Origin of the sequence: Micropruina glycogenica, from assembly GCF_900289045.1 — a bacterium.
In the GTDB taxonomy this organism is placed as follows: Bacteria; Actinomycetota; Actinomycetes; order Propionibacteriales; family Propionibacteriaceae; genus Micropruina; species Micropruina glycogenica.
This window is the reverse complement of sequence record NZ_LT985188.1, coordinates 1,325,983-1,345,123: the sequence shown is the minus strand read 5'-3', so window position 1 is coordinate 1,345,123 and position 19,141 is coordinate 1,325,983. Positions and strand designations below refer to the sequence as shown.

The window sequence follows — 19,141 nt, the reverse complement described above, 5'->3', positions numbered from 1 at the left end:
GGCCTGCACGAAGCTGTCGCCGATGCTCGTGCCGATCACACCCCAGCGCAGTACGGGTACCGACTGGGGTGCGATCAGCCGTGGCGACGGCAGCGACAGCGTCATGCGTTCGCCGTGGTCGGGCTCCAACCCTCGGGCAGCGGCGCGACCTCGGGCGGAGCAGAGGTCACGGTCACGGTCTCGCCGCTGGCGATGGACTTCTCGACCGCCAGCATGATGTCGAGCACGTGGTAGGCCAGGTTGGCCTCCAGCCGCGGCGGCCGGCCCGCCGCCAGGGCCCGGACGAGCTCGACCACGCCGATGCCGCGGCCGTTGCCGGCACCGTCGACGGTCTCGGTGCCGGTCTGCTCGCCACCTACATGGGTGGTCACGTCGCCGTCGAACATATTCGGGTCGGGCGCGACGACGGTGCCGTCCGCGCCCTGGAACTCCAGGATGCCCATGCGGCTCTGACCCGAGTCGAACGAGAACAGGCACACCGACGACGCGCCTGAGGCGTGCCGCAGCAGCACGTTCGCGGTGGTGGGCACGGTCACCTCGAAGTCGGTGCCCTGCTTCGGGCCCGACATCACCGTACGGACGTCGCGCGCCCGGCCACCCGCCGCCGTCACCGACACCACCGGGCCGAGGCCCAGCACCAGCGAGGTGAAGTAGTAGGGGCCGATGTCGAGGGTCGGGCCGGCGCCGGTCTGAAACAGGAACGCGGGGTCCGGATGCCACACATCAGGGCCGGGCTGCTGCATGATCGCGAGGCCGGCCAGGGGGCGTCCGATCGAGCCGCCGGCCACCGCGCGCAAGGCGGTCTGCAGCCCGGGGCCGAGCACGGTGTCGGGGGCGCAGCAGACCCACACGTCCTGCTGCTTCGCCTCGTCGAGCAGTGCGCGGGCCGCCTCGAGGTCAAGGCCGAGAGGCTTCTCGCTCCATACGTGCTTACCGGCCCGAACGGCCTTGGTCGACACGTCGATGTGCACCTCGGGCGGGGTGATGTTCACCACGATGTCAACCCCCGGGGTGTTCAACACGGTGTTTTCGCCGCCCCAGGTGGGCACGCCGAACTTCTCGGCCTGCGCCTGGGCGCGTTCGACGATCAGGTCGTCGATCGCCACCACCTCGACGTCGGGGTAGCTGGTCAGGTTGGTGAGGTACTGGGTCGAGATGTTGCCCGCCCCGATGATGCCGACACCGATGGTCATCGGCGTGCCTCCTTCTCAGTGTTCGATGCTGCCAAATAGTCGATGCTGCGGCGAACCTCGTCGATCGGGTCGGCGCCGCACTGGTCGAACTCCAACACCCAGGTGCGGTTCGGTGAAGCGGCCAGAATCGGCGGCAGGTCCATCGCCCCCTCGCCCAGCACGACGTTGGCCTGGTCGTGCACCGACGGCCCGAGCGGGCCGTCCTTCACGTGCAGATGGGTGATCCGCTCGCCGTAGGCCTCGAACAGGTCGAGCGGACGGCGGCCGCCGGCGACCGCCCAGTAGGTGTCGACCTCGAGGGCCACCCGCGGGTCGAGCAGCGACACGAAGTGGTCGTAGGCCGGCACCCCGTCAACCTCGGGCGCCACGAACTCGAACTCGTGGTTGTGATAGCCGATCGTCACGCCGGCGTCGGCAAACTTTCCGACCTGGGCGTTGATGGACGCCGCAACCGAGGCGATGCCCTCGCCCGACAGCCAGGCGCCGCGGTCGGAGCCGGGCTGAAACACCGTGTGGACGCCCAACGTTCGGGCCGCCGCCAGCACCTGGTCGGGGGCGCCGATCACGTCGGCGTGCGCACTGCCGGCGCTCAGGCCGTGCTCGGCGAGCGTGCCGGGCAGCCAGTCGAAGTGCTCGATGCCGAACGGTTCGACCTCGTCCAAGCCCATGGAGGCGATGGCGGCGAACGTGGCGTCGCGATCGCTGTCGAACAGGTCACGCAGCGTGTACAGCTGCAGGCTCAGCCGTGCCATCAAGCGTTGTCGCCGTCGAGAAACTCGCGGCTGGTCTCGATGGCGTCGAACAGGTCGCCGTTGAAGTGGTCGAACTCGACGATCGCGTATTCGAGCCCCGGCAGCGCGGCGATGGCCTGCGCCAGCGGCACCACGCCCTCGCCGGCGGGCACCTGGTCGGCCGGCGGGTAGGCCTTGATCGCCTCGGCGTCGAGGGTGCCGTCCTTGACGTGCACGGCCACCACGCGGCTGCCGAGCCGCTCGACCAGCGCGACCGGATCGACGCCCGCCCGGGCCGCCCAGTACAGGTCGACCTCGAGCACCACGCGGGGGTCGAGCAGGCTGGCGAGCAGTTCGAGGCCGGTCTGGCCGTCGATGTTCGCCTCGAGTTCGTGGCCGTGGTTGTGGTAGCCCACGCGCAGGCCGCGGCCCTCGGCGATCTCGGCGGCGGCGTTCAGCAGCTCGGCGGTCTGCTCGACCTGCTCGCGGGTCTGCCAGCGGGTGGGGTGGGTGTAGGGGTCGATCACGATGGTCATGCCGAGGGTCTCGGCGGCGTCGAACACCTCGTCGGGGGTCGGCACCGGAACGGTCGAGCTGCTGCCGTCGGGGTTCACGAACGAGGTGGACGCCAGAAACGCGTGGCCGGTCGGGGCGACCAGGCCGTTGGCCTTGAGCGCCGCGGCCAGGGCCTCGGCGTTGCCGACGAAGTTGTAGGCCTCGGTGGCCGTGAAGCCGCGCTTGGCGACCTCGGCCAGGGTGGCGTTCAGGTCGGCCTCAAGGGCTTCTCGGACGGTGAACAGCTGCAGCGATGTGACGGGCGACACGGGGGTCCTTTCGAGGGTTTCTGGGCGGCGGGTCGGCGGCGACCGGCCGGATTGCCGACAACCATAACAGCTAAAACCGCCATGTGGAGGTTTTAGTCTGTACAGTTTCCGTCGTGAACGTGAACTCCAGCGATGGACGGGTCGACCCGCCCTCGCCGGACGTCCGCGGGCCTTACCCCAAGGGTGTCGCACGGCGCCAGGAGATCTTGGAACGCGCGATCGAGGTGTTCGCGGCGAACGGGTCCGAGGGCACCAGCCTGCGCGCCATCGCCCGCGAGATTGGGGTGTCGCACGCCGCGCTGACGCACTACTTTCCCTCGCGCGACGCGTTGCTGGTCGAGGTCTACCGCGAGGCCGAGCGGCGGGTGCAGAAGACCGAGGGCCCCGAGGCCAACGTGGTCGAGATCATGGCCGAGTCGGCCCGGCGCAACCACAGCGTGCCGGGGCTGGTGCAGCTGTACTCCACGCTGGTGGCCGCCGGGCTCGAGTCGGGCCACCCCGACGCCACGGCGTTCGCCACCGATCGTTTCGCCAATACCCGGCGCACGCTGGCAGATCGGGTGCGGCGCAACCAGGCCGACGGGCTGATTCGGCCCGACGTCGACCCCGAGGCCGTGGCCGCGTTGGTGATCGCCGCCTCGGACGGTCTGCAGCAGCAGTGGCTGCTCGACGGTGCCGCGCCGCAGGAGCAGGCGCTCGCACTGCTGCAGGAGTTGCTGGCGCCCTGACCATATTGCTGGTCGAGACCATCTGTCGTCGGTCGAGCTTGTCGAGACCGGTCTGTTGCCGCGGAGCGGACGCGTCCCTGTCCCGCCCTTGCGGGACTGCTCGGCTAGCGCCTCGCCGTGCAGCAAACGCCCGACCACGCCCTGACCGGGGCGCCTCCGCTCCGCTTCACGGTTGCGTTTCGCTGGCGCTGGTCGAGCCTTTCGAGACCTGTCTGACGAGGGGTTTCGACAAGCTCAACCAGCGGGACCGTCGCTGGTCGAGCTTGTCGATACCGTCCGATGGGGGCACTCGTTACGCCAGCAGTTTGGCCTTGGCGGCCGCGAACTCGTCGTCGGTCAGCACGCCTGCGGCGCGGAGTTGCGCCAGCTGATCGAGTTGGGTGATCAGGTCGTTGGCCGGAGCGGGAGCCGCCGCGGGCGGTGGCGGCGGGGGAGCGGGGAGCGACCGGTGCGGGCTGCGGAGCCTGCTGAACGGGCTGCTGCGCCGCCCGACGCCGGCCGGACTGTGCAGGTGACGGCGTTGGCGGTGCCGACCACGACGGCGGTGCGGGCGGCCGTGCCCCGCAGGCCGGGCCGTCCCATACGACGAAAGCCCATGGCTACTCCTTCGGATCAGGCGTCGTCCGCGAGCGCGGCGACCTCGTTGACAACTTCGGCGGGAAAGCGGGTGACCGAGCGCACGACCGCGTTGGCATCGCCCACGGCGGCGGCGATCTGACGGGCCCAGGTGTTCTCCAACAGCACCACCAGCGTGATGGTGTCGGGATCGGTCGACTCGGTCAGCTCGATCAGGTCCTCTTCGCCGATCAGTCCTGCCGCAGCCAGTTCGACACCTGTGAGTCCGAGTTCGGCGAACGGTGAATCGGCGGGGTTCGCCAGACCGCGAGAGCTCGATTCGTCCCTCGTACTGTAGGGGCATGAGAGGGTGCCGATGCGGGTTCTGATCACCGGCTCTGCGGACGGCCTGGGCCGGCTCGCGGCCGCCCAGCTGATGCGCGAGGGGCACGACGTTGTGGTGCATGTGCGCCGGCCCGATCGGCTCGACGCCGTGGCCGACCTCACGTCACGGGGCGCGATGGCGGTGGTCGGCGATCTGGCCGATGTGGGTCAGGTTCGCCACGTCGCCGAGCAGGCGGACGCACTGGGTCGCATGCACGCGGTGATTCACAACGCCGGGGTCTACTCGGGGGCCGCGATCATGCCGGTGAACGTGGTCGCGCCGTACCTGCTGACCGCGCTCATGCAGCGCCCGAACCGGTTGGTCTACCTGAGCAGCGGCATGCACCTCGGCGGCCGCGCGCGCCTCGACGGCATCGACTGGTCGGGGCGGCGTCCGTCGGGCACGTATTCAGACAGCAAGCTGTTCGTGACCGCACTGGCCGCCGCCGTCGCCCGGCTGTGGCCGGACGTGCGCAGCAACAGTGTCGACCCCGGCTGGGTGCCCACCCGCATGGGCGGCGCCGGAGCTCCGGACGACCTGCGCGAGGGCCACCGCACCCAGGAGTGGCTCGCCACCAGCGACGATGCCGAGGCGCTGACCAGCGGTGGCCACTGGCACCACCGGAGGCGCCGGCGCGCGCACCCGTCCGTCACCGACGAGGCGTTTCAGAACGCCCTGCTCGACTCGCTGGCCGCGTTCACCGGCGTGGCCATCGCGGCCGAGTGACCGCGCCGCGACGGGCATCGGCTGGCGACCGGGGCCGGCCTTCCGACCCGTGATGGACAGCAACTGCGCATGTGCAATAGTTGAACACATGCAGATGTTGCACTACTCTTATCCCATGACCGACGAGTGGCGAAACAGCGCCGAGCAGGCGGTGAGCGAGATCCGCGCAGCGATCGACGAATCGCAGGGTGACGCCGAGCAGACCGTCCGCCGGCTCAGCGAGGCGTCCGTTCGGCTGAACGAGGCGTTGAACGAGGCGATGGCGGCGGCCGCGATCTCGGGAGCCAGCATGCGCAGCATCGCCGCCGCGAGCGGCCTCGCGCCCAACAGCATTCCGCCCCGGCTGGGCCGCAGCAGCGCCCTGGCGCCGTACGCCGACCCGTCCGGCACCGTCGGCGCCGAAGGCATCGCCGTCGCCCGCCACCACAACCGCACCCAGGGCACGTCGCCGATGGCGTTCAAGCCCCGCAGAAAGGACTCCGAACAATGACCGACCAGACGCTGACCCACATTGAGTTTCTGCTCGACCGCTCCGGTTCGATGGCCTCGATCAAGAGCGACATCGAAGGCGGCTTCAACAGCTTCGTCGCCGACCAGGCGCAACAACCCGGCACCTGCACGGTGTCGCTCGCCCAGTTCGACAACGTGTACGAGGTCGTCTACACGGGCACCGACGTCCATCGGGTGCCGCCGCTCACGCTCGCCCCGCGCGGCAGCACCGCGATGCTCGATGCGATCGGACGCAGCGTCACCGAGCTCGGTGCCCGGCTCGCGGCCCTGCCCGAGGAGCAGCGGCCGGGCACGGTGATCGTCGCGATCATGACCGACGGGCTCGAGAACGCCTCGAAAGAGTGGACCTACCCCGCGATCAAGGCGGTGATCACCGAGCAGGAGTCGACCTACAACTGGCAGTTCCTCTACCTGGGTGCCGATCAGGACGCCATCGAGGTCGGCGGCAAGATGGGCATCGCTCCTGGCCGTTCGCTCACCTACGGCCGCGGCTCGTCGCAGCAGGCGTACGCCGCCACGTCGGCCGTGGTGGGCGCCATGCGCACCATGGCGGCCGAGGGAGCCAGTCCAGCCGCGGTGCGGTCGGCGGGCTTCAGCGAGCACGACCGCGAGTCCGCCGGCTGAGGTGTTGTGCAGCCCAGCCCTCGTGAAATGACGACCGGTTTGGCACCCGTGCTCGCTCGGTGAGCGGCAATGAGCGGGAAATCGGTCGTCATTTCACGAGCTCAGCCACGACGGCGCCGCGCGGACGACCCCTTCTGCGACTTCCTGCCCTGAGCGGCGGGGCGGGTGCGGGTCGGGCGGGTTTCGTCCGTCGATCGGGTGCGGTCTTGCTGCGTGCGCGAACTGTTCACCGTGCGTCCGCGCACGACACCGATGAACTCGTCGATCAGCGGGTGCGGGTCGTTGATGCGCCAGGCCAGCCCGATCGTGGTGCCCTCGGCGTCGGTGACGGGCCGGTAGGTGAGGTCGCGGCGGCTGCCGGTGCGGGCCACCGACATGGGTACCCGCAGTACGGCGATCTCGAGCGCCACCTGGTTGATGCTGTCGGCGTCGGCCTCGATGAGCACGGTCTCGCCATCGAGATCGGCCGAGGTGACCTCGTCGAAGGCCGCTATCGGGTGCTCTTTCGACACCCACACCACCGGCGCCTCCTCATAGAGGGGAATCAGATGGAGTTCGCTGGTGTCGATCGGAAGCCGGACGAAGCACACGTCGACGCGGCCGTCGTCGAGCGCTGTGCGTTGCTCGGCCTGGGTCACCTCGAGCACCGACAGCGGCGTGCGGGGGAAGCGCTCGGCCCAGATGGACGTCCACTTGGTGAGCGTGACGCCCGGCACGTAACCGACCCTCAGGCGATCAGGGGCTGGGGGAGTCGTCACCGAGGCAGGCTACCGCGGGCGCGGCTACGCTGAGCCGGTGAGCCAGACCATGAAGCCGGTGACGGCCGCGGCCAAGCTCGGCATCTACCTGCCGGCGGCGCCCGAGTCGTTTCGCACCGCGCCGATCACCCGCGCCGACCTGGACGCACTGCGCGCCGACCCGCCGCAGTGGCTGGCCGACCTGCACCGCAACGGCCCGTTTCCGCGCGAGGTGGTGGCCCAGAAGCTCGGCGTCTCACGGTCGGGACTCGCTCGCGCCGGCGTCACCGAGGCCCTGGACGCGCAGCAGATCGGTGCCTTGATCGCCGACCCGCCCGACTGGCTGGTGCGCGAACGTGAGAGCTACCGCGAGGTGGTGGCCGAGAAGGCCCGGCTGCGCGAGCGGCCGAAGGGCTGACGCCATCACAAGACGTACCCCGTCATCCCGGCGAACGCCGGGATCTCACCACGACGCCCAGCTAGCTCAGGCCGCTTCGGACTCACCCAGCGTGCGGGCGAACAGGGCCCGCAGCTCGTCCATCGCCCGGTGGTAGGCGGCCTCGTTCCAGGCGGCGGTGTCGGCCATGGTGTAGCCGTGCATCGAGCCCGCATAGATCTCGCTGGTGCCGCGCAGGCCCGCGCGGGCGATGGTGTCGCCGAGGGCCGCGCTGTCGGCGGGGGTGAGGCCGCGGTCGTTGTCGGCGTGGGCGAACAGGTACTCGGCGGTCGAGCCGGCGATCACCAGGTGCGGGCTGTCGGGCTGGTCGGTGACCAGGCCGCTGACGTGAAAGCCGGCGCAGGCAGCGACCCGCTGTGGGGCGAGCCCGGCGGCGCGCAGCGCGAGCCGTCCGCCCATGCAGAAGCCGACCACGCCGACCGGGCCAGGTTGCACACCGGGAAGCGCCTGCAGGGTGTCGAGGTAGGCGGTGATGTCAGCGAGCGCGAGCTCGGTGGTCAGGTGGCCGATGCGGGGGCCGGCCTGCTGAAAGAACGCGTACATGCCCTCGGGCGTGGTGATGTCACCGGTCGGGGCCAGTTCGTCGGCGGTTCCGTCGCGGTGGAACACATTCGGTGCGAGCACGACGTAGCCCCAACTCGCCACCTCGCGGGCGATCTGGTCGATGCGCGGGCGCAGCCCGAAGGCGTCCATGAACATCAAGACGCCAGGCCCTGAGCCGCTCGGGGGTTTGGCGAGAACGGCGTCGACGGGTGCACCGGCAACCTCGATGGTGATCACCTGGTCAGCGTAGTAGTGGGCCTGTGCTCACGGTGGACGGAAGCCGCTGGTCGAACCCGAGCCCCATACGAGCGGAAGCGAGCACAGGATCCCCCCAAGCGAGCGTGAAGCGAAAGAACCGGCCCCTGACATTCAGGGACGGTTCCTTCGGTTCACACCACCTCAGCGCAGTTGCGCCGGGGTGGGTTGAAACGGCCGCACCCGCAGCGGCATGCCCGCCTGCGCGGGCGTGCGGTCACGCTTGCGTCCGTTGCAGTCGGCGCAGGCCGCCACCAGGTTCGTCCACGAGGTCGCACCGCCGCGGCTGCGCGGAATCACGTGGTCTCTGGTGTCGGCCGGGCCGCCGCAGTAGCCGCAGCGGAACCCGTCACGCCGCAGCACGTTGGTCAGCGTGCACGGCAGCCGTCCGGTGGCGGCGTACACCCAGCGCGTGTACACGTAGGTGACGAGCTCGAGCGAGCGCGGCCTGGGGTAGGGGCCGAAGCGCTGACCCGGCACCGCCTCGCGCACCCGTGCCACCTGGCGGTACAGCATGCTGATCGCGTGCTTCAGGCTGACCCGGTGCAGCACCTGCTGACCACCGGCGTTGAACACGATCACATCGGTCATCTCCGGCCTCCTTCCATTGACTCGCCGGATTGTTGGATTTGCGCTGGTCGAGCCTGTCGAGCCCCCTTGTGGCCAGGGGTTTCGACAGGCCCAACCGGCGGTTTCGGGCAGGGTTCAGCCCTTGACGCAGAGCAGGGTCTGCAGGCGTGCCACCACCTCGACCAGGTCGACCTGTGCAGCGATCACCTCGTCGATGTTCTTGTAGGCGGCGGGAATCTCGTCCACCACGCCGGCGTCCTTGCGACACTCCACACCGGCGGTCTGGGCGGCCAGATCGTCGGTGGTGAAGGTGCGCTTGGCCGCTGCCCGCGACATGCGACGCCCGGCACCGTGGCTGGCCGAGTTGAGCGACAACTCGTTGCCCAGGCCGCGCACCACGTAGCTGCCGGTACCCATCGACCCCGGAATCAAGCCGAGGTCGCCCTCCCCAGCCCTGATCGCGCCCTTGCGGGTGACGATCAGCTCGACGTCGTCGTAGGTCTCACGCGCCACGTAGTTGTGGTGACACAGAATCGCCTCGTCGAACCGCACCGGCTCACCGCCCTGCTGCGCCCACCAGTCGGTGAGCACCCGCTGAACGGTGGCGAGCATGATCGTGCGCGAGACCAACGCGTAGTCCTGCGCCCACCATAGGTCGTTCAGGTAGGCCTGCATCTCGTCGGTGCCCGCGAGAAACACGGCCAGGTCGCGATCGGGCAGACCCAGGTTGTGCTCCAGCGTCTTCGCCGCGCTGATGTGTCGCTCGGCGAGCTCCTTGCCGATGTTGCGGCTGCCCGAGTGCAGGGTCAGCCACAGCCGCTCGTCGCCCTCTGCCGCGCACAGCTCGATGAAGTGGTTGCCGCCACCCAGCGAACCGCACTGCGACAAGGCTCGACTCTCACGATCGGCAATCCCGCGAGCGCGCAGGCCGTCGAACCGGTCGAACAGCTGATCGACCCGCTGGGCCAACCGGACGTCCTGGCGCAGGATGGCCGCCGAGCCGTCGTTACCGTTGTAGCCGACCGGAACCGCCGCCTCGATCGCGAGCCGCAGGCCGCGCAGCGTGTCGCGCAGGTCAGCCAGGCTGAGGCTGGTGCGCACCGCAGCCATGCCGCAGCCGATGTCGACGCCGACCGCCGAAGGGCTCACGGCGTCGCGCATGGCGATCACCGAGCCCACGGTGGCGCCCTTGCCGAGGTGCACGTCGGGCATGACGCGCAGCCGGTCGACCCACGGCAGCCGGCTCATGGTGCGCAACTGGTCGAGGGCAGCGGGCTCCACCTGGTGTGGGTGGGCCCACATCAGGGTGTTGTCGTTGCTCGCGCCCGGCAGGGTCACGGGGAACTCGCTCATCGCTGTCTTCCTTTCTTTGATCGTGGTGTGTGTATGCGTGCGCCGGGAAGGATTCGAACCTCCAGCGTTTCGGTCGTGACCGCTTTACGGGCGGCTTGCTTCAGCCATTTGCAAACCGACGCAGGGGTGATGGGCCCGGAACGGCGAAAGCCGCCCGACTCGACAGGCGAGTGGGCGGCTTCGATGGTCCGGACGCGTCCAGAGCATTGCTCTGGAACGGTCAGGTCGAAGGCCCACCCCTGTCGAACGGCCCGAACGTGCCGCGCTCGCCCGCTTGGCGTGCGCACTCGAAGCCGCCGTCGGCATGCCACAGCGACACGGAGCGCAGCATGGGCTGCGGCCGCGCGATGGCATAGTCGAGGCGTTTCATCGGACCGCTCCTTTCACAAGTCAGCCGATCAGCTTAAGCAAGCGCTGCGGCGAGGAGCAAATCGGCGAGTTGACTCGTGCTGAATGCCCGCGTGGGTGGGGTCGTTGACTCATCTGAGAATGCCCGCGTGGGTCAGGCTGCGGGGATGGGGCTGACGATGAGGCAACGGAAGGCTGTGCTGGCGAGCCAGGTCAAGGCGTGGCCGAAGGCGACCAAGGCTGAGAAGTCGACCATTTTGGATCATCTGGTCGCGGTCAACGGCTGGCATCGAGACCATGCCCGCAAGATGATCCGGGCAGCGGTCGCCGGTGTGGACGTGAACCGGCCACGCAGGCCCCGCGAGCCTGTGTTCCGCTACGGACCTGAGGTGATCGACGCCTTGGCGGTGTGCTGGGCGGTGCTGGACGGACCCAGCGGCAAGATCGTGCGCCCAGCGCTGCCGGTCCTGGTCGCGAGCCTGGTCGCCAAGGGCGAGCTGAACGCGACACCCGAAGTCATCGACGCACTGCTGGCCATGTCGGCGGCGACCATCGATCGCCGATTGCGGCCCTACCGGCTCGGGCTGGTCGGCAACCTCAAGGGCCGGTCCTTGACCCGCCCCGGATCGCTGTTGAAATCGTCGATCCCGCTGAAGACCTGGCACGAGTGGGACGACACCCAGCCAGGGTTCATCGAGATCGATCTGGTCGGTCACGACGGCGGCGACAACAACGGCCACTTCCACTACAGCCTGGACGCTGTCGACGTGGCTACCGGTTGGACCGAAACCATCACCGTGAAGTCCAAGGGCGAAAGGATCGTGGCCACCGGGCTGGAGCAACTCGCCCTCCGGTTCCCGTTCGCGATCGTGGGCGTCCACTCTGACAACGGCTCCGAGTTCATTAACCACCACCTGATGAGCTGGTGCAACACCCGTGAGATCACGTTCACCCGCGGCCGCCCGAACCATTCCAACGACCAAGCCCACATCGAACAGAAGAACTGGACCAGAGTCCGCCGCAACGTCGGCTACTACCGCTACGACACCAGCCGGGAACTCGACCTGCTCAACCAGCTATGGCCCCTGGCCGCTGAACTGTCCAACCTGTTCACCCCGCAACAGAAGCTGAAAACCAAGACCCGCACCGGAGCGAAAGTCACCAAGACCTACGACACCGCCACCACCCCGGCCGGCCGGCTGCTCCGTGACCACCCCACCGTCCTCGACGACCAGGACCGGCGACACCTTGACAGTCGCATCACCCAGGCCAACCCGGCCCAACTACGCCGAGACATCGACCTCATCCAACGCAACCTGCTCGAACTCGCCCGCCGCCGCGGCACCATCCTCAAAGCAGCCAAACGCAACCACGTCTACCTATCCCGAACAAAAATGACGCGGGCAAAACGAAATGAGTCAACGACCCAACCCAAGCGGGCATCTTGACATGAGTCCACAGGATCGGGGGAGGGCAGAGGCTGCCAGTCTCGCCACGGTCATCCTGGCCAACGCCGGGATTGCGGAGTCGAGCGAGTCCACGGTCTGATCGACCGACAAGGGTTGAGACGTCGGCGTTCGCCGGAATGGCGGAGTCCGGTCGGTTCGTCGACCTACTTGTCGAACGAGAGGGGCAGCACGTCCAGATACACCCGATACCGCCGGGTTTCCGCTAATGCCTCGCGGTCGCACGCCATTGCGCTGTAGCGCTGTGCCAGCGCCATCAGCTCGCCGATCAACGTCTCGGCCTCTGCCGCGGTCAGGTCGAGGGTGGACGACGACAACTGCCCGGTCTCGACGTCCAACGACGCGTCAAGATGCTCTGCCCAGCCGGTCAGGGTCGCGGCCCGCTCGGCGATCACCTGCCGCAGCACCGAGCCGACGGCGCGCTCCGTCTTGGGGTCGGCTATCAAGCCCGAGTCGGTGAGGCTGAACCCGATCGGTCGCCACCAGCGCTCCCGTCCGCCGACGTGCTCGGGATCGTCCTCGACGAAGCCGTGGCGTTCGAGCTGCCGCAGGTGGTAGCTGGTCTGCCCGCTGCTTTCGCCGAGCGCCCGGGCGAGCTGGCTGGCGGTGGCCGAGCGCCGCCGGCCCAACTCGTAGTACAGGGCCATGCGCAGCGGGTGCGCGAAGGCCTTCAGTGATTCGGCGCCGATCGACCGCTCGTCGGGCACTGCTGTGGACGAATCGGGGTCGGTTGTGTTGCCAACCTTCATATGCAGAGATACCTTTGCATAGATTGCTTTGCAGAGAATCCTCTGCGAACACAGTCTAGAAGGGGCCAGGCATGACCACAACCGAGACCCGCCCGGGGCAGACGAAGCCGCGACGCGTTCAGCTGGGCCGGCCCTTCGGGGTGCAGCTCGCCTCTACCGGGCTGGCCAATCTGGGGGACGGCATTCTGGGCACGCTGGCCCCGCTGCTGGCGCTGTCGCTCACCAGTTCGCCGATGCTGATCTCGGCGCTCACTGCCGCCACCTGGCTGCCATGGCTGCTGTTCGGCCTGGTCGCCGGAGTGATCGTCGATCGGGTCGATCGACGTCGGGCCCAGGTGGCTGCCCTGCTGGCTCGGGCGGCGCTGATGGGGTCGGCGGCGTGGCTGACCCTGGTGGGCCTGCTGTCGATTCCGCTGCTGATCGCGTTGCTGATGCTGTATGGCCTCACCGAGGTGGTTGCCGATCTGGGCGCGACAGCGATGGTGACCGACCTGGTGCCCCCCGATCGGCTGCCGGCCGCCAACGGACGGGTGATCGGCGTGCAGCAGGTCGCGAACACGTTTCTCGGTGCGCCCCTCGCCGGCGTGCTCATCGTGCTCGGCGCCGGCCTCGGGTTCGGCGTCTCGGCCGGGCTGGCCGCACTGGCCGGACTGCTGTTGCTGGTGGGGCTGAAGGGCGACTTTCGCCGGGCTTCGTCCGGGCCGACGCGCCCGTGGGCACAGGTGCGCGAGGGCCTGGCGTTTCTGGTGCGCCACCGCGTGCTGCGCCCCCTGGTGATCACCGGCAGCGTCCTGAACCTGGCCGCCAGCGGCTACTTCGCGGTGTTCGTGCTGTGGGTGGTGGGGCCTGAGTCCGCGGTCGGACTCACCGAGACCCAGTATCCGCTGGTGATGCTCGGCCTGGCCGTCGGTGCGGTGGCGGGTTCGCTGGTGGCCGCCGCCTTCGACAAGCGGTTCGGCACGGTGCGCACCATGATCGGTGCCTTCATCGCCAGTGTGCTGCTCATGGTGGCGCCGGTGGTGTGGCCCACGCCGGTGTCGTTGGTGCTCTCGTGCACCCTGGTGGGCGTCACCAACACGGTCGGCAACGTGCTCAGCCAGTCGCTGCGGCAGCGGCTGGTGCCGGGCGATCTACTGGGACGCATCGGCGGGGCCGGCCGCACGCTCTCGTACGGGCTGATGCCCCTGGGTGCCCTGCTCGCGGGGGCGTTGGCCGAGCATGCCGGACTGCCGGTCACCTTCTACGCAGCCGTTGCCCTCTCGCTGCTGGCGTGCGGCTACCTGGCCCTTCGGTTGAGGGCGGCCGATGTGCCCGATCAGCCGGCAGTGGTGGCCGCCGGCGCCGCCTCGTGACCCACCAACGTCGCCAGGAACGCCGCGGCTCACGCCTCGTCTCAAACTGTGAAAGCGCTTCCGCAACCAGCGTATGAGCCTTCGCTGAGCCGGCTTGTGGGCCGGGTGGTTCGTCAGGTGGGGGGTCTATGAGCTAGTCGCGGCCCAGGTCTGGGCCGGCCGAGCCGGCGTCGCGCCTGCTGACGGCCCGTTGGGTGACGCGCGCACCCGGGTCACAGTCCGATAACTTCCTGAGCCAGTGCTTGGCGACTTAAGCGCTTTAGCGTAGGGTCGGAGGCGCTTGACAGAGGTGTGCCGAAACGCCGCGATTATCGCCCCATCGGGCCCGTGATCGTGGCAGGGTTGCAACAGGGCCGCGAGGGCGCGGTTCCAGTGGTGGATGTGGGCAATCAACGGGTGAAGGCGCAGGGTAGGGCGCTGGCGTGAAAGCGATTTCATAAGCGTGGTGACGCTGGGGGCGTCGGGGCGAACGTGAATCCGGTGGCGGGGGTCGCCGGAGGGGGCTGAGTCGAGGAGGACTTTGTGGGTCAGGACCCGATGAATCTGGGCGAGATGGTGTGGACGCTGCGCGCGAACTCGTTCTCGACCGCCTGGTCGCAGGTACCACCGGCCGCGCAGACCAGGCTCATCGCGGGCATTCCGGCCACCGTGCCGGGCTGCGTGCACACCGATTTGATGGCGGCCGGCCTTCTGGACGATCCGTACGTCGGTCTCGCCGAGCACGATCAAGACTGGGTGGGCGAGCAGACGTGGACCTACTCGAGTGTGTTCGGCCTCGCCGATGGTGGCCCCGAACTCACCGCGAGCAACGTGGACCTCGAGTGCGACGGCCTCGACACTGTCGCCGAGGTGCTGGTCAACGGGCTGCCCGTCGGCCGCTCGGTCAACATGCACCGCCGCAACGTCTTTGCAGTGCGCCCACTGCTGCGCGTCGGTCCGAACCAGCTCGAGGTCGTGTTCTCGCCGGCGTTGCCCTACCTGGCCGAGCAGAAGCAGTTGCTGGGGTCGCGTCCGCACGTCGAACGCGACGACTACAACCTGATTCGCAAAATGGCCTGCAACTTCGGTTGGGACTGGGGGCCACGGCTGATCACCGCCGGCATCTGGCGGCCGATCCGGCTGCGGCCCTGGAGCCACGCCCGGCTGCTGGACGTGGCCGTGCACGGCACCGCCCGCCGGCGCGACGACGGCGTCTGGGTCGGCCGGCTGTCTGTGCAGGCGCACCTCACCGGCGAACTGAGATTCGCCGCCCTGACGGTCAGGGTCAGCGGCGGGGGAGTCACCGCCGAGGTCGGCGTCGCTGCCGCCGACTGGACGACTGCCGATCTCGACATCACCGGCGTCGAGCCGTGGTGGCCGCACAGCCTGGGCGAGCAGCCCCTGTACGACGTCGAGATCGTGTTTCACAACGACACCCAGGTGCTCGACCGGGTGCAGCGCCGCACAGGTTTTCGTTCTGTCGAACTCGACACCACTCCCGATGCCGACGGCGACGGCGCCACGTTCGGCCTGGTGATCAACGGCGAGCAGGTGTTCGTGCGTGGCGCGAACTGGATTCCCGACGACTGCTTCGTCACTCGGGTCACCCCCGAGCGTTATCGCGAGCGGATTCAGCAGGCCAAAGACGCCAACATCGACCTGCTGCGCATCTGGGGCGGCGGCATTTATGAGTCCAAGGCCTTCTACGACGCCTGTGACGAGCTGGGCGTGATGGTGTGGCAGGACTTCTGCCTGGCCTGTGCGGCCTACCCCGAGGAAGAGCCCTTCTGGTCTGAATTCGAGGCCGAGGCGCGCGACAACGTGATGCGCTTGTCGGCGCACCCGTCGCTGGTGGTCTGGAACGGCAACAACGAGAACATCTGGGGCCACGACGAGTGGCATTGGGCCGACCTGCCCGGTGGCGACAAGACCTGGGGTGAGGGCTACTACTACGAGTTGTTCCCGCAGCTGCTGGCCGAACTCGACACCAGCAGGCCGTACTGGGCGGGCAGCCCGAGTTCGGGCTCGCCCGACATAAAGCCCAACCACCCCAACTACGGCTGCATGCACATCTGGGACGTCTGGAACCAGCGCGACTACACCTGTTACGACGACTACACGCCTCGCTTCGTGTCGGAGTTCGGTTACCAGGGCCCGGCCACCTTCGCCACCTGGGCGCGGGCGGTCGAACCCGCTGATCGCGCTGCCGGCTCCGAGGTGCTGCTGGCGCATCAGAAGGCGCAGGGCGGCAACGACAAGCTGAACCAGGGCATCGCGGGCCACCTGCGGTTGCCGGGCGAGGGCGCCGACGACTTCGACGACTGGCTGTTCGCGATGCAGCTGCAGCAGGCGCGCGCCGTCCGCTACGGCATCGAACGTTGGCGGTCGTGGCGCGGGCACTGCCTGGGCTCGATCGTGTGGCAGCTGAACGACTGCTGGCCGGTCACGTCGTGGGCGGCGCTCGACCTGGGCACCAACGCGGCCGGCGAACCGGTGGCCCGGCGCAAGCCGTTGTGGTACGCCCTGCGTTCGGCCTACGCCGATCAGCTGGCCACCCTGCAGCGCGATGGCGATGCGTGGCGGCTGGCCCTGGTCAACGACGGCCGCGATCCGTGGGCCGCCGAAGGACGCTTCGAGCTGCGCAGCTTCGACGGCGCCGTGCTGTGGTCGCAGCTGCTGGCCCGGCAGGTGCCCGTCCGGTCGCGGGTGGACGTCACCATCACCCCCGAGCACGTCGACGTCCCCCCGGGCGAGCTGGCGATCGTGGTCACCCTGAACGGCGCCGAACGGCTGGTGAAGCTGCTCGTCGAAGACGTGGACGCCGCGCTGCCGCCGGCCCGCTTCGAGGCCGCCGCGACGGTCACCGACGAAGGCGCGACGACCGTCACGGTCACGGCCGAGACCTTTCTGCGCTCGGTCACCCTGTTCGCCGACCGGGTTGCCGAAGACGCCTGGGCCGACAGCGCCATGGTCGACCTGTTCCCGGGCGAGTCACACACGTTCGTGATTAACGGCGCGGTGCCGTCCACCGACGCCGATCAGCTCACCCGGCCACCGGCGTTGCGCTCCCTCAACGACTCTCTCGTCGCTAGTGAGGCCCTATGAGGGGGACCTGATCCGGCGCACCGGGGCACGGTGCGAAACCAGTAGCGCAAGTCAATCGAATCATCACTTCAACCAAACACAACCAGCCCCGCCAGGGGTCAACCAATGGAGGACACATGTCAGATCCGGTGTTCGGACTTCCGTCCCGCCGTTCATTCCTCACGCTCAGCGGCATCGCCGTGGGCGGCCTCGCGCTGGCCGCCTGCTCGGGTGGCGCGACGAGCACCAACACCGCAGGCACGGGCTCGAGCGCGACCGAGAAGAAGGGCATCGGCAACAACGGCCAGGTCGGCAAGGGCCGCGCCGGCGCAACCGCCGACAGCCTGCTGATCGCCGGCTTCCAGTGGGGTGCGCCCGCCACCTTCAACCCGCTGTCGCCCACCGCCGCCTGGCCGGCCTCGGGCAACGTCATGCAGATCGTCTACGAGAGCCTGCTGCGCTGGAACATCCTGACCGGCGAGATCATGCCCGGCCTGGCCAAGGAGTACAAGGTCGACGGCACCAACTCCGTCACCCTCACCCTGCAGGACGGCATCACGTTCAGCGACGGCAGCCCCTGCACCGCCAAGGACGTGGTCGCCACCTACGAGCTGGGCAAGAAGAACAAGGGCATCTCGATCTCCGCCTTCTGGCAGCTGGCCGATTCGATCGAGGCCACCGACGACAAGACCGTGGTGATCAAGGTCAACCAGAAGAGCAAGAACGTCGGTCAGGTGCTGCGTACCGTCACCGAGACCTACATTCTGCCGGCGGCCGTGTTCTCGGCCATCGCCGACGACAAACTGCCCACCACGGTGATCGACAAGCCGATCGGCACCGGGCCGTTCACCTTGTCGAAGGCCGATCAGACCCAGGTCGTACTCGCGATCAACGAGAACTACTGGGGCAAGACCTTCTACGGCGGCCTGCCGGTGATGAAGCAGATCATTCACCCGATCTTCAAGAGCAACGAAGACGGCAACATCAAGTTCCAGGCCGGCGAGCTCGACATCATGCAGCAGTTCGTGTCGCAGATCTGGAAGATGTGGGAGGGCGGCAAGCCCGTCGGCACCTTCTTGAAGAGCAAGCCGTACTTCGTGCCCGGCTCGATGCCGATGCTGCTGATGAACACCACCAAGAAGGGCCTCGACAACGCCGCGGTGCGCAAGGCCATCGCCAGCGCCATCGACTACGCGTCGATCGCCGACACGGCCATGTCGGGCTACTCCGACGCGGTGCAGGCGAGCCTGATTCTGCCGACCGGTGCCGAGGGCAAGTTCTTCAACAAGTCCGATGCAGAGGCCAACGGCTGGAAGTACGACGCCGCCGCCGCAGAGAAGATCCTCACCGACGCCGGCGCCACCAAGGGCTCCGACGGCATCTACACCATCGACGGCAACCGCCTCGGCCCGTACAAGCTGATCACCCCGACCGGCTGGACCGACTGGAACGCGGCCTGCGAGATCGTGGCCAAGAGCCTCAAGGCGATCGGCATCGACTGCGCGACCAACTTCCCCCAGCAGGCCGACTGCACCCAGGCGATTCAGGGCGGCACGTTCGACCTGGCCTGCTGGTACGTCTCGGGCGTGAACCCGGCCACCCCGTGGGCGCGGTTCAAAGACATCATGAGCCAGGCCGAGATGCAGCCGATCGGCAAGACGACCTTCGCCAACTACGGCCGCTGGGAGAACGCAGAGGTCGAGGCCATGCTCACCGAGGCCGCCCAGGCCACCGACGACGCCGGCAAGAAGGCCGCCTACGACAAGCTCGACGCGCTCTACCGCAAGGAAGTGCCGTCGTGCCCGCTGATGTACCGTCCGGACGAGTTCTACGAGTACAACGCCAGCAACTTCTTCAACTGGCCCGACGAGAACAACGATTACGCACCGCCGATGTTCCGTGGCGCCGGCAACACCTGGATGTACAAGATTCAGAAGATCGCCGGCTGATCAAGCCGGCCCGACAGAGGTAG

General features: G+C 68.4%; 20 protein-coding genes and 1 tRNA gene. 9 read left to right on the top strand and 12 right to left on the bottom strand.

What is annotated here, in order from left to right:
• Nucleotides 1-101 precede the first annotated feature (101 nt).
• The 3 genes from MPLG2_RS06285 to MPLG2_RS06275 are packed head-to-tail and all read right to left on the bottom strand — an operon-like array spanning nt 102 to nt 2,748.
• Nucleotides 102-1,193, bottom strand: coding sequence for a Gfo/Idh/MocA family protein (locus MPLG2_RS06285; protein WP_105185398.1), 1,092 nt, complete (start codon nt 1,191-1,193; stop codon nt 102-104).
• Entirely contained in the window at nt 1,190-1,945 is a 756-nt protein-coding gene (locus MPLG2_RS06280; protein ID WP_105185397.1) for a sugar phosphate isomerase/epimerase family protein, read from the bottom strand. The genes MPLG2_RS06285 and MPLG2_RS06280 overlap by 4 nt, the downstream gene beginning before the upstream one ends.
• The gene (locus MPLG2_RS06275) at nt 1,945-2,748 is read right to left on the bottom strand and encodes a sugar phosphate isomerase/epimerase family protein (RefSeq protein ID WP_105185396.1); all 804 of its coding nucleotides are present in this window, start codon (nt 2,746-2,748) and stop codon (nt 1,945-1,947) included. Before MPLG2_RS06275 ends, MPLG2_RS06280 begins: the two co-directional genes overlap by 1 nt.
• Before the next feature lie 113 nt (nt 2,749-2,861).
• On the opposite strand from MPLG2_RS06275, the gene MPLG2_RS06270 reads away from it, so the two are divergent.
• Nucleotides 2,862-3,476, top strand: a complete 615-nt coding sequence (locus MPLG2_RS06270) for a TetR/AcrR family transcriptional regulator (RefSeq protein ID WP_231935865.1) — start codon at nt 2,862-2,864, stop codon at nt 3,474-3,476.
• A gap of 292 nt (nt 3,477-3,768) precedes the next feature.
• Here MPLG2_RS06270 and MPLG2_RS19345 read toward each other — a convergent pair whose 3' ends face one another.
• Nucleotides 3,769-3,819: a hypothetical protein gene (locus tag MPLG2_RS19345; RefSeq protein ID WP_231935975.1), complete on the bottom strand. Its 51-nt coding sequence runs from the start codon at nt 3,817-3,819 to the stop codon at nt 3,769-3,771.
• 269 nt (nt 3,820-4,088) lie between these two features.
• Nucleotides 4,089-4,424 (bottom strand): DUF6325 family protein, encoded by a 336-nt coding sequence (locus MPLG2_RS19340; RefSeq protein ID WP_105185395.1) that lies wholly within the window; start codon nt 4,422-4,424, stop codon nt 4,089-4,091.
• On the opposite strand from MPLG2_RS19340, the gene MPLG2_RS06255 reads away from it, so the two are divergent.
• From MPLG2_RS06255 to MPLG2_RS06245, 3 genes are all read left to right on the top strand, one after another.
• On the top strand, nt 4,408-5,142 hold the full coding sequence (locus MPLG2_RS06255; protein WP_105185394.1) for an SDR family NAD(P)-dependent oxidoreductase: 735 nt from the start codon (nt 4,408-4,410) through the stop codon (nt 5,140-5,142). The two genes, MPLG2_RS19340 and MPLG2_RS06255, sit on opposite strands and share 17 nt — an antisense overlap.
• A gap of 115 nt (nt 5,143-5,257) precedes the next feature.
• Complete coding sequence (locus MPLG2_RS06250; RefSeq protein WP_158680917.1) at nt 5,258-5,632, top strand: hypothetical protein; 375 nt, start codon at nt 5,258-5,260, stop codon at nt 5,630-5,632.
• Complete coding sequence (locus MPLG2_RS06245) at nt 5,629-6,276, top strand: vWA domain-containing protein (protein ID WP_105185392.1); 648 nt, start codon at nt 5,629-5,631, stop codon at nt 6,274-6,276. The genes MPLG2_RS06250 and MPLG2_RS06245 overlap by 4 nt, the downstream gene beginning before the upstream one ends.
• A 101-nt stretch (nt 6,277-6,377) precedes the next feature.
• Here MPLG2_RS06245 and MPLG2_RS06240 read toward each other — a convergent pair whose 3' ends face one another.
• Nucleotides 6,378-7,034, bottom strand: a complete 657-nt coding sequence (locus tag MPLG2_RS06240) for a LysR family substrate-binding domain-containing protein (RefSeq protein WP_105185391.1) — start codon at nt 7,032-7,034, stop codon at nt 6,378-6,380.
• A 37-nt stretch (nt 7,035-7,071) separates the two neighbouring features.
• On the opposite strand from MPLG2_RS06240, the gene MPLG2_RS06235 reads away from it, so the two are divergent.
• Nucleotides 7,072-7,431, top strand: coding sequence for a DUF5997 family protein (locus MPLG2_RS06235; protein ID WP_231935864.1), 360 nt, complete (start codon nt 7,072-7,074; stop codon nt 7,429-7,431).
• Between the two features lie 66 nt (nt 7,432-7,497).
• Here MPLG2_RS06235 and MPLG2_RS06230 read toward each other — a convergent pair whose 3' ends face one another.
• The 5 genes from MPLG2_RS06230 to MPLG2_RS18330 all read right to left on the bottom strand — a co-directional run bounded on the left by MPLG2_RS06230 (nt 7,498) and on the right by MPLG2_RS18330 (nt 10,561).
• Complete coding sequence (locus MPLG2_RS06230) at nt 7,498-8,250, bottom strand: dienelactone hydrolase family protein (RefSeq protein WP_105185390.1); 753 nt, start codon at nt 8,248-8,250, stop codon at nt 7,498-7,500.
• A gap of 162 nt (nt 8,251-8,412) precedes the next feature.
• On the bottom strand, nt 8,413-8,859 hold the full coding sequence (locus tag MPLG2_RS06225) for an HNH endonuclease (protein ID WP_105185389.1): 447 nt from the start codon (nt 8,857-8,859) through the stop codon (nt 8,413-8,415).
• 114 nt (nt 8,860-8,973) lie between these two features.
• Nucleotides 8,974-10,191 carry an RtcB family protein gene (locus tag MPLG2_RS06220; protein WP_105185388.1) on the bottom strand — a complete coding sequence of 406 codons (1,218 nt, stop codon included), beginning with the start codon at nt 10,189-10,191 and terminating at the stop codon, nt 8,974-8,976.
• 38 nt (nt 10,192-10,229) lie between these two features.
• Nucleotides 10,230-10,313, bottom strand: a tRNA-Tyr gene (locus tag MPLG2_RS18335).
• Nucleotides 10,314-10,411: 98 nt separating this feature from the next.
• A complete protein-coding gene (locus tag MPLG2_RS18330) occupies nt 10,412-10,561 on the bottom strand; it encodes a hypothetical protein (protein WP_158680916.1) in 150 nt (49 codons plus the stop codon).
• A gap of 157 nt (nt 10,562-10,718) precedes the next feature.
• Here MPLG2_RS18330 and MPLG2_RS06215 point away from each other — a divergent pair, with 157 nt between their 5' ends.
• Entirely contained in the window at nt 10,719-11,987 is a 1,269-nt protein-coding gene (locus tag MPLG2_RS06215; protein ID WP_105187409.1) for an integrase catalytic domain-containing protein, read from the top strand.
• Between the two features lie 164 nt (nt 11,988-12,151).
• Here the strand turns inward: MPLG2_RS06215 and MPLG2_RS06210 are convergent, their stop codons facing one another.
• Complete coding sequence (locus MPLG2_RS06210) at nt 12,152-12,754, bottom strand: winged helix-turn-helix domain-containing protein (protein ID WP_105185387.1); 603 nt, start codon at nt 12,752-12,754, stop codon at nt 12,152-12,154.
• A gap of 71 nt (nt 12,755-12,825) precedes the next feature.
• Between MPLG2_RS06210 and MPLG2_RS06205 the strand changes: the two genes are divergently transcribed.
• From MPLG2_RS06205 to MPLG2_RS06195, 3 genes are all read left to right on the top strand, one after another.
• Entirely contained in the window at nt 12,826-14,106 is a 1,281-nt protein-coding gene (locus MPLG2_RS06205) for an MFS transporter (RefSeq protein WP_105185386.1), read from the top strand.
• Between the two features lie 522 nt (nt 14,107-14,628).
• Nucleotides 14,629-17,190, top strand: a complete 2,562-nt coding sequence (locus MPLG2_RS06200) for a glycoside hydrolase family 2 protein (protein WP_197710103.1) — start codon at nt 14,629-14,631, stop codon at nt 17,188-17,190.
• Nucleotides 17,191-17,306: 116 nt separating this feature from the next.
• Nucleotides 17,307-19,118, top strand: coding sequence for an ABC transporter substrate-binding protein (locus tag MPLG2_RS06195; protein ID WP_105185385.1), 1,812 nt, complete (start codon nt 17,307-17,309; stop codon nt 19,116-19,118).
• The last annotated feature ends 23 nt before the right edge of the window (nt 19,119-19,141 follow it).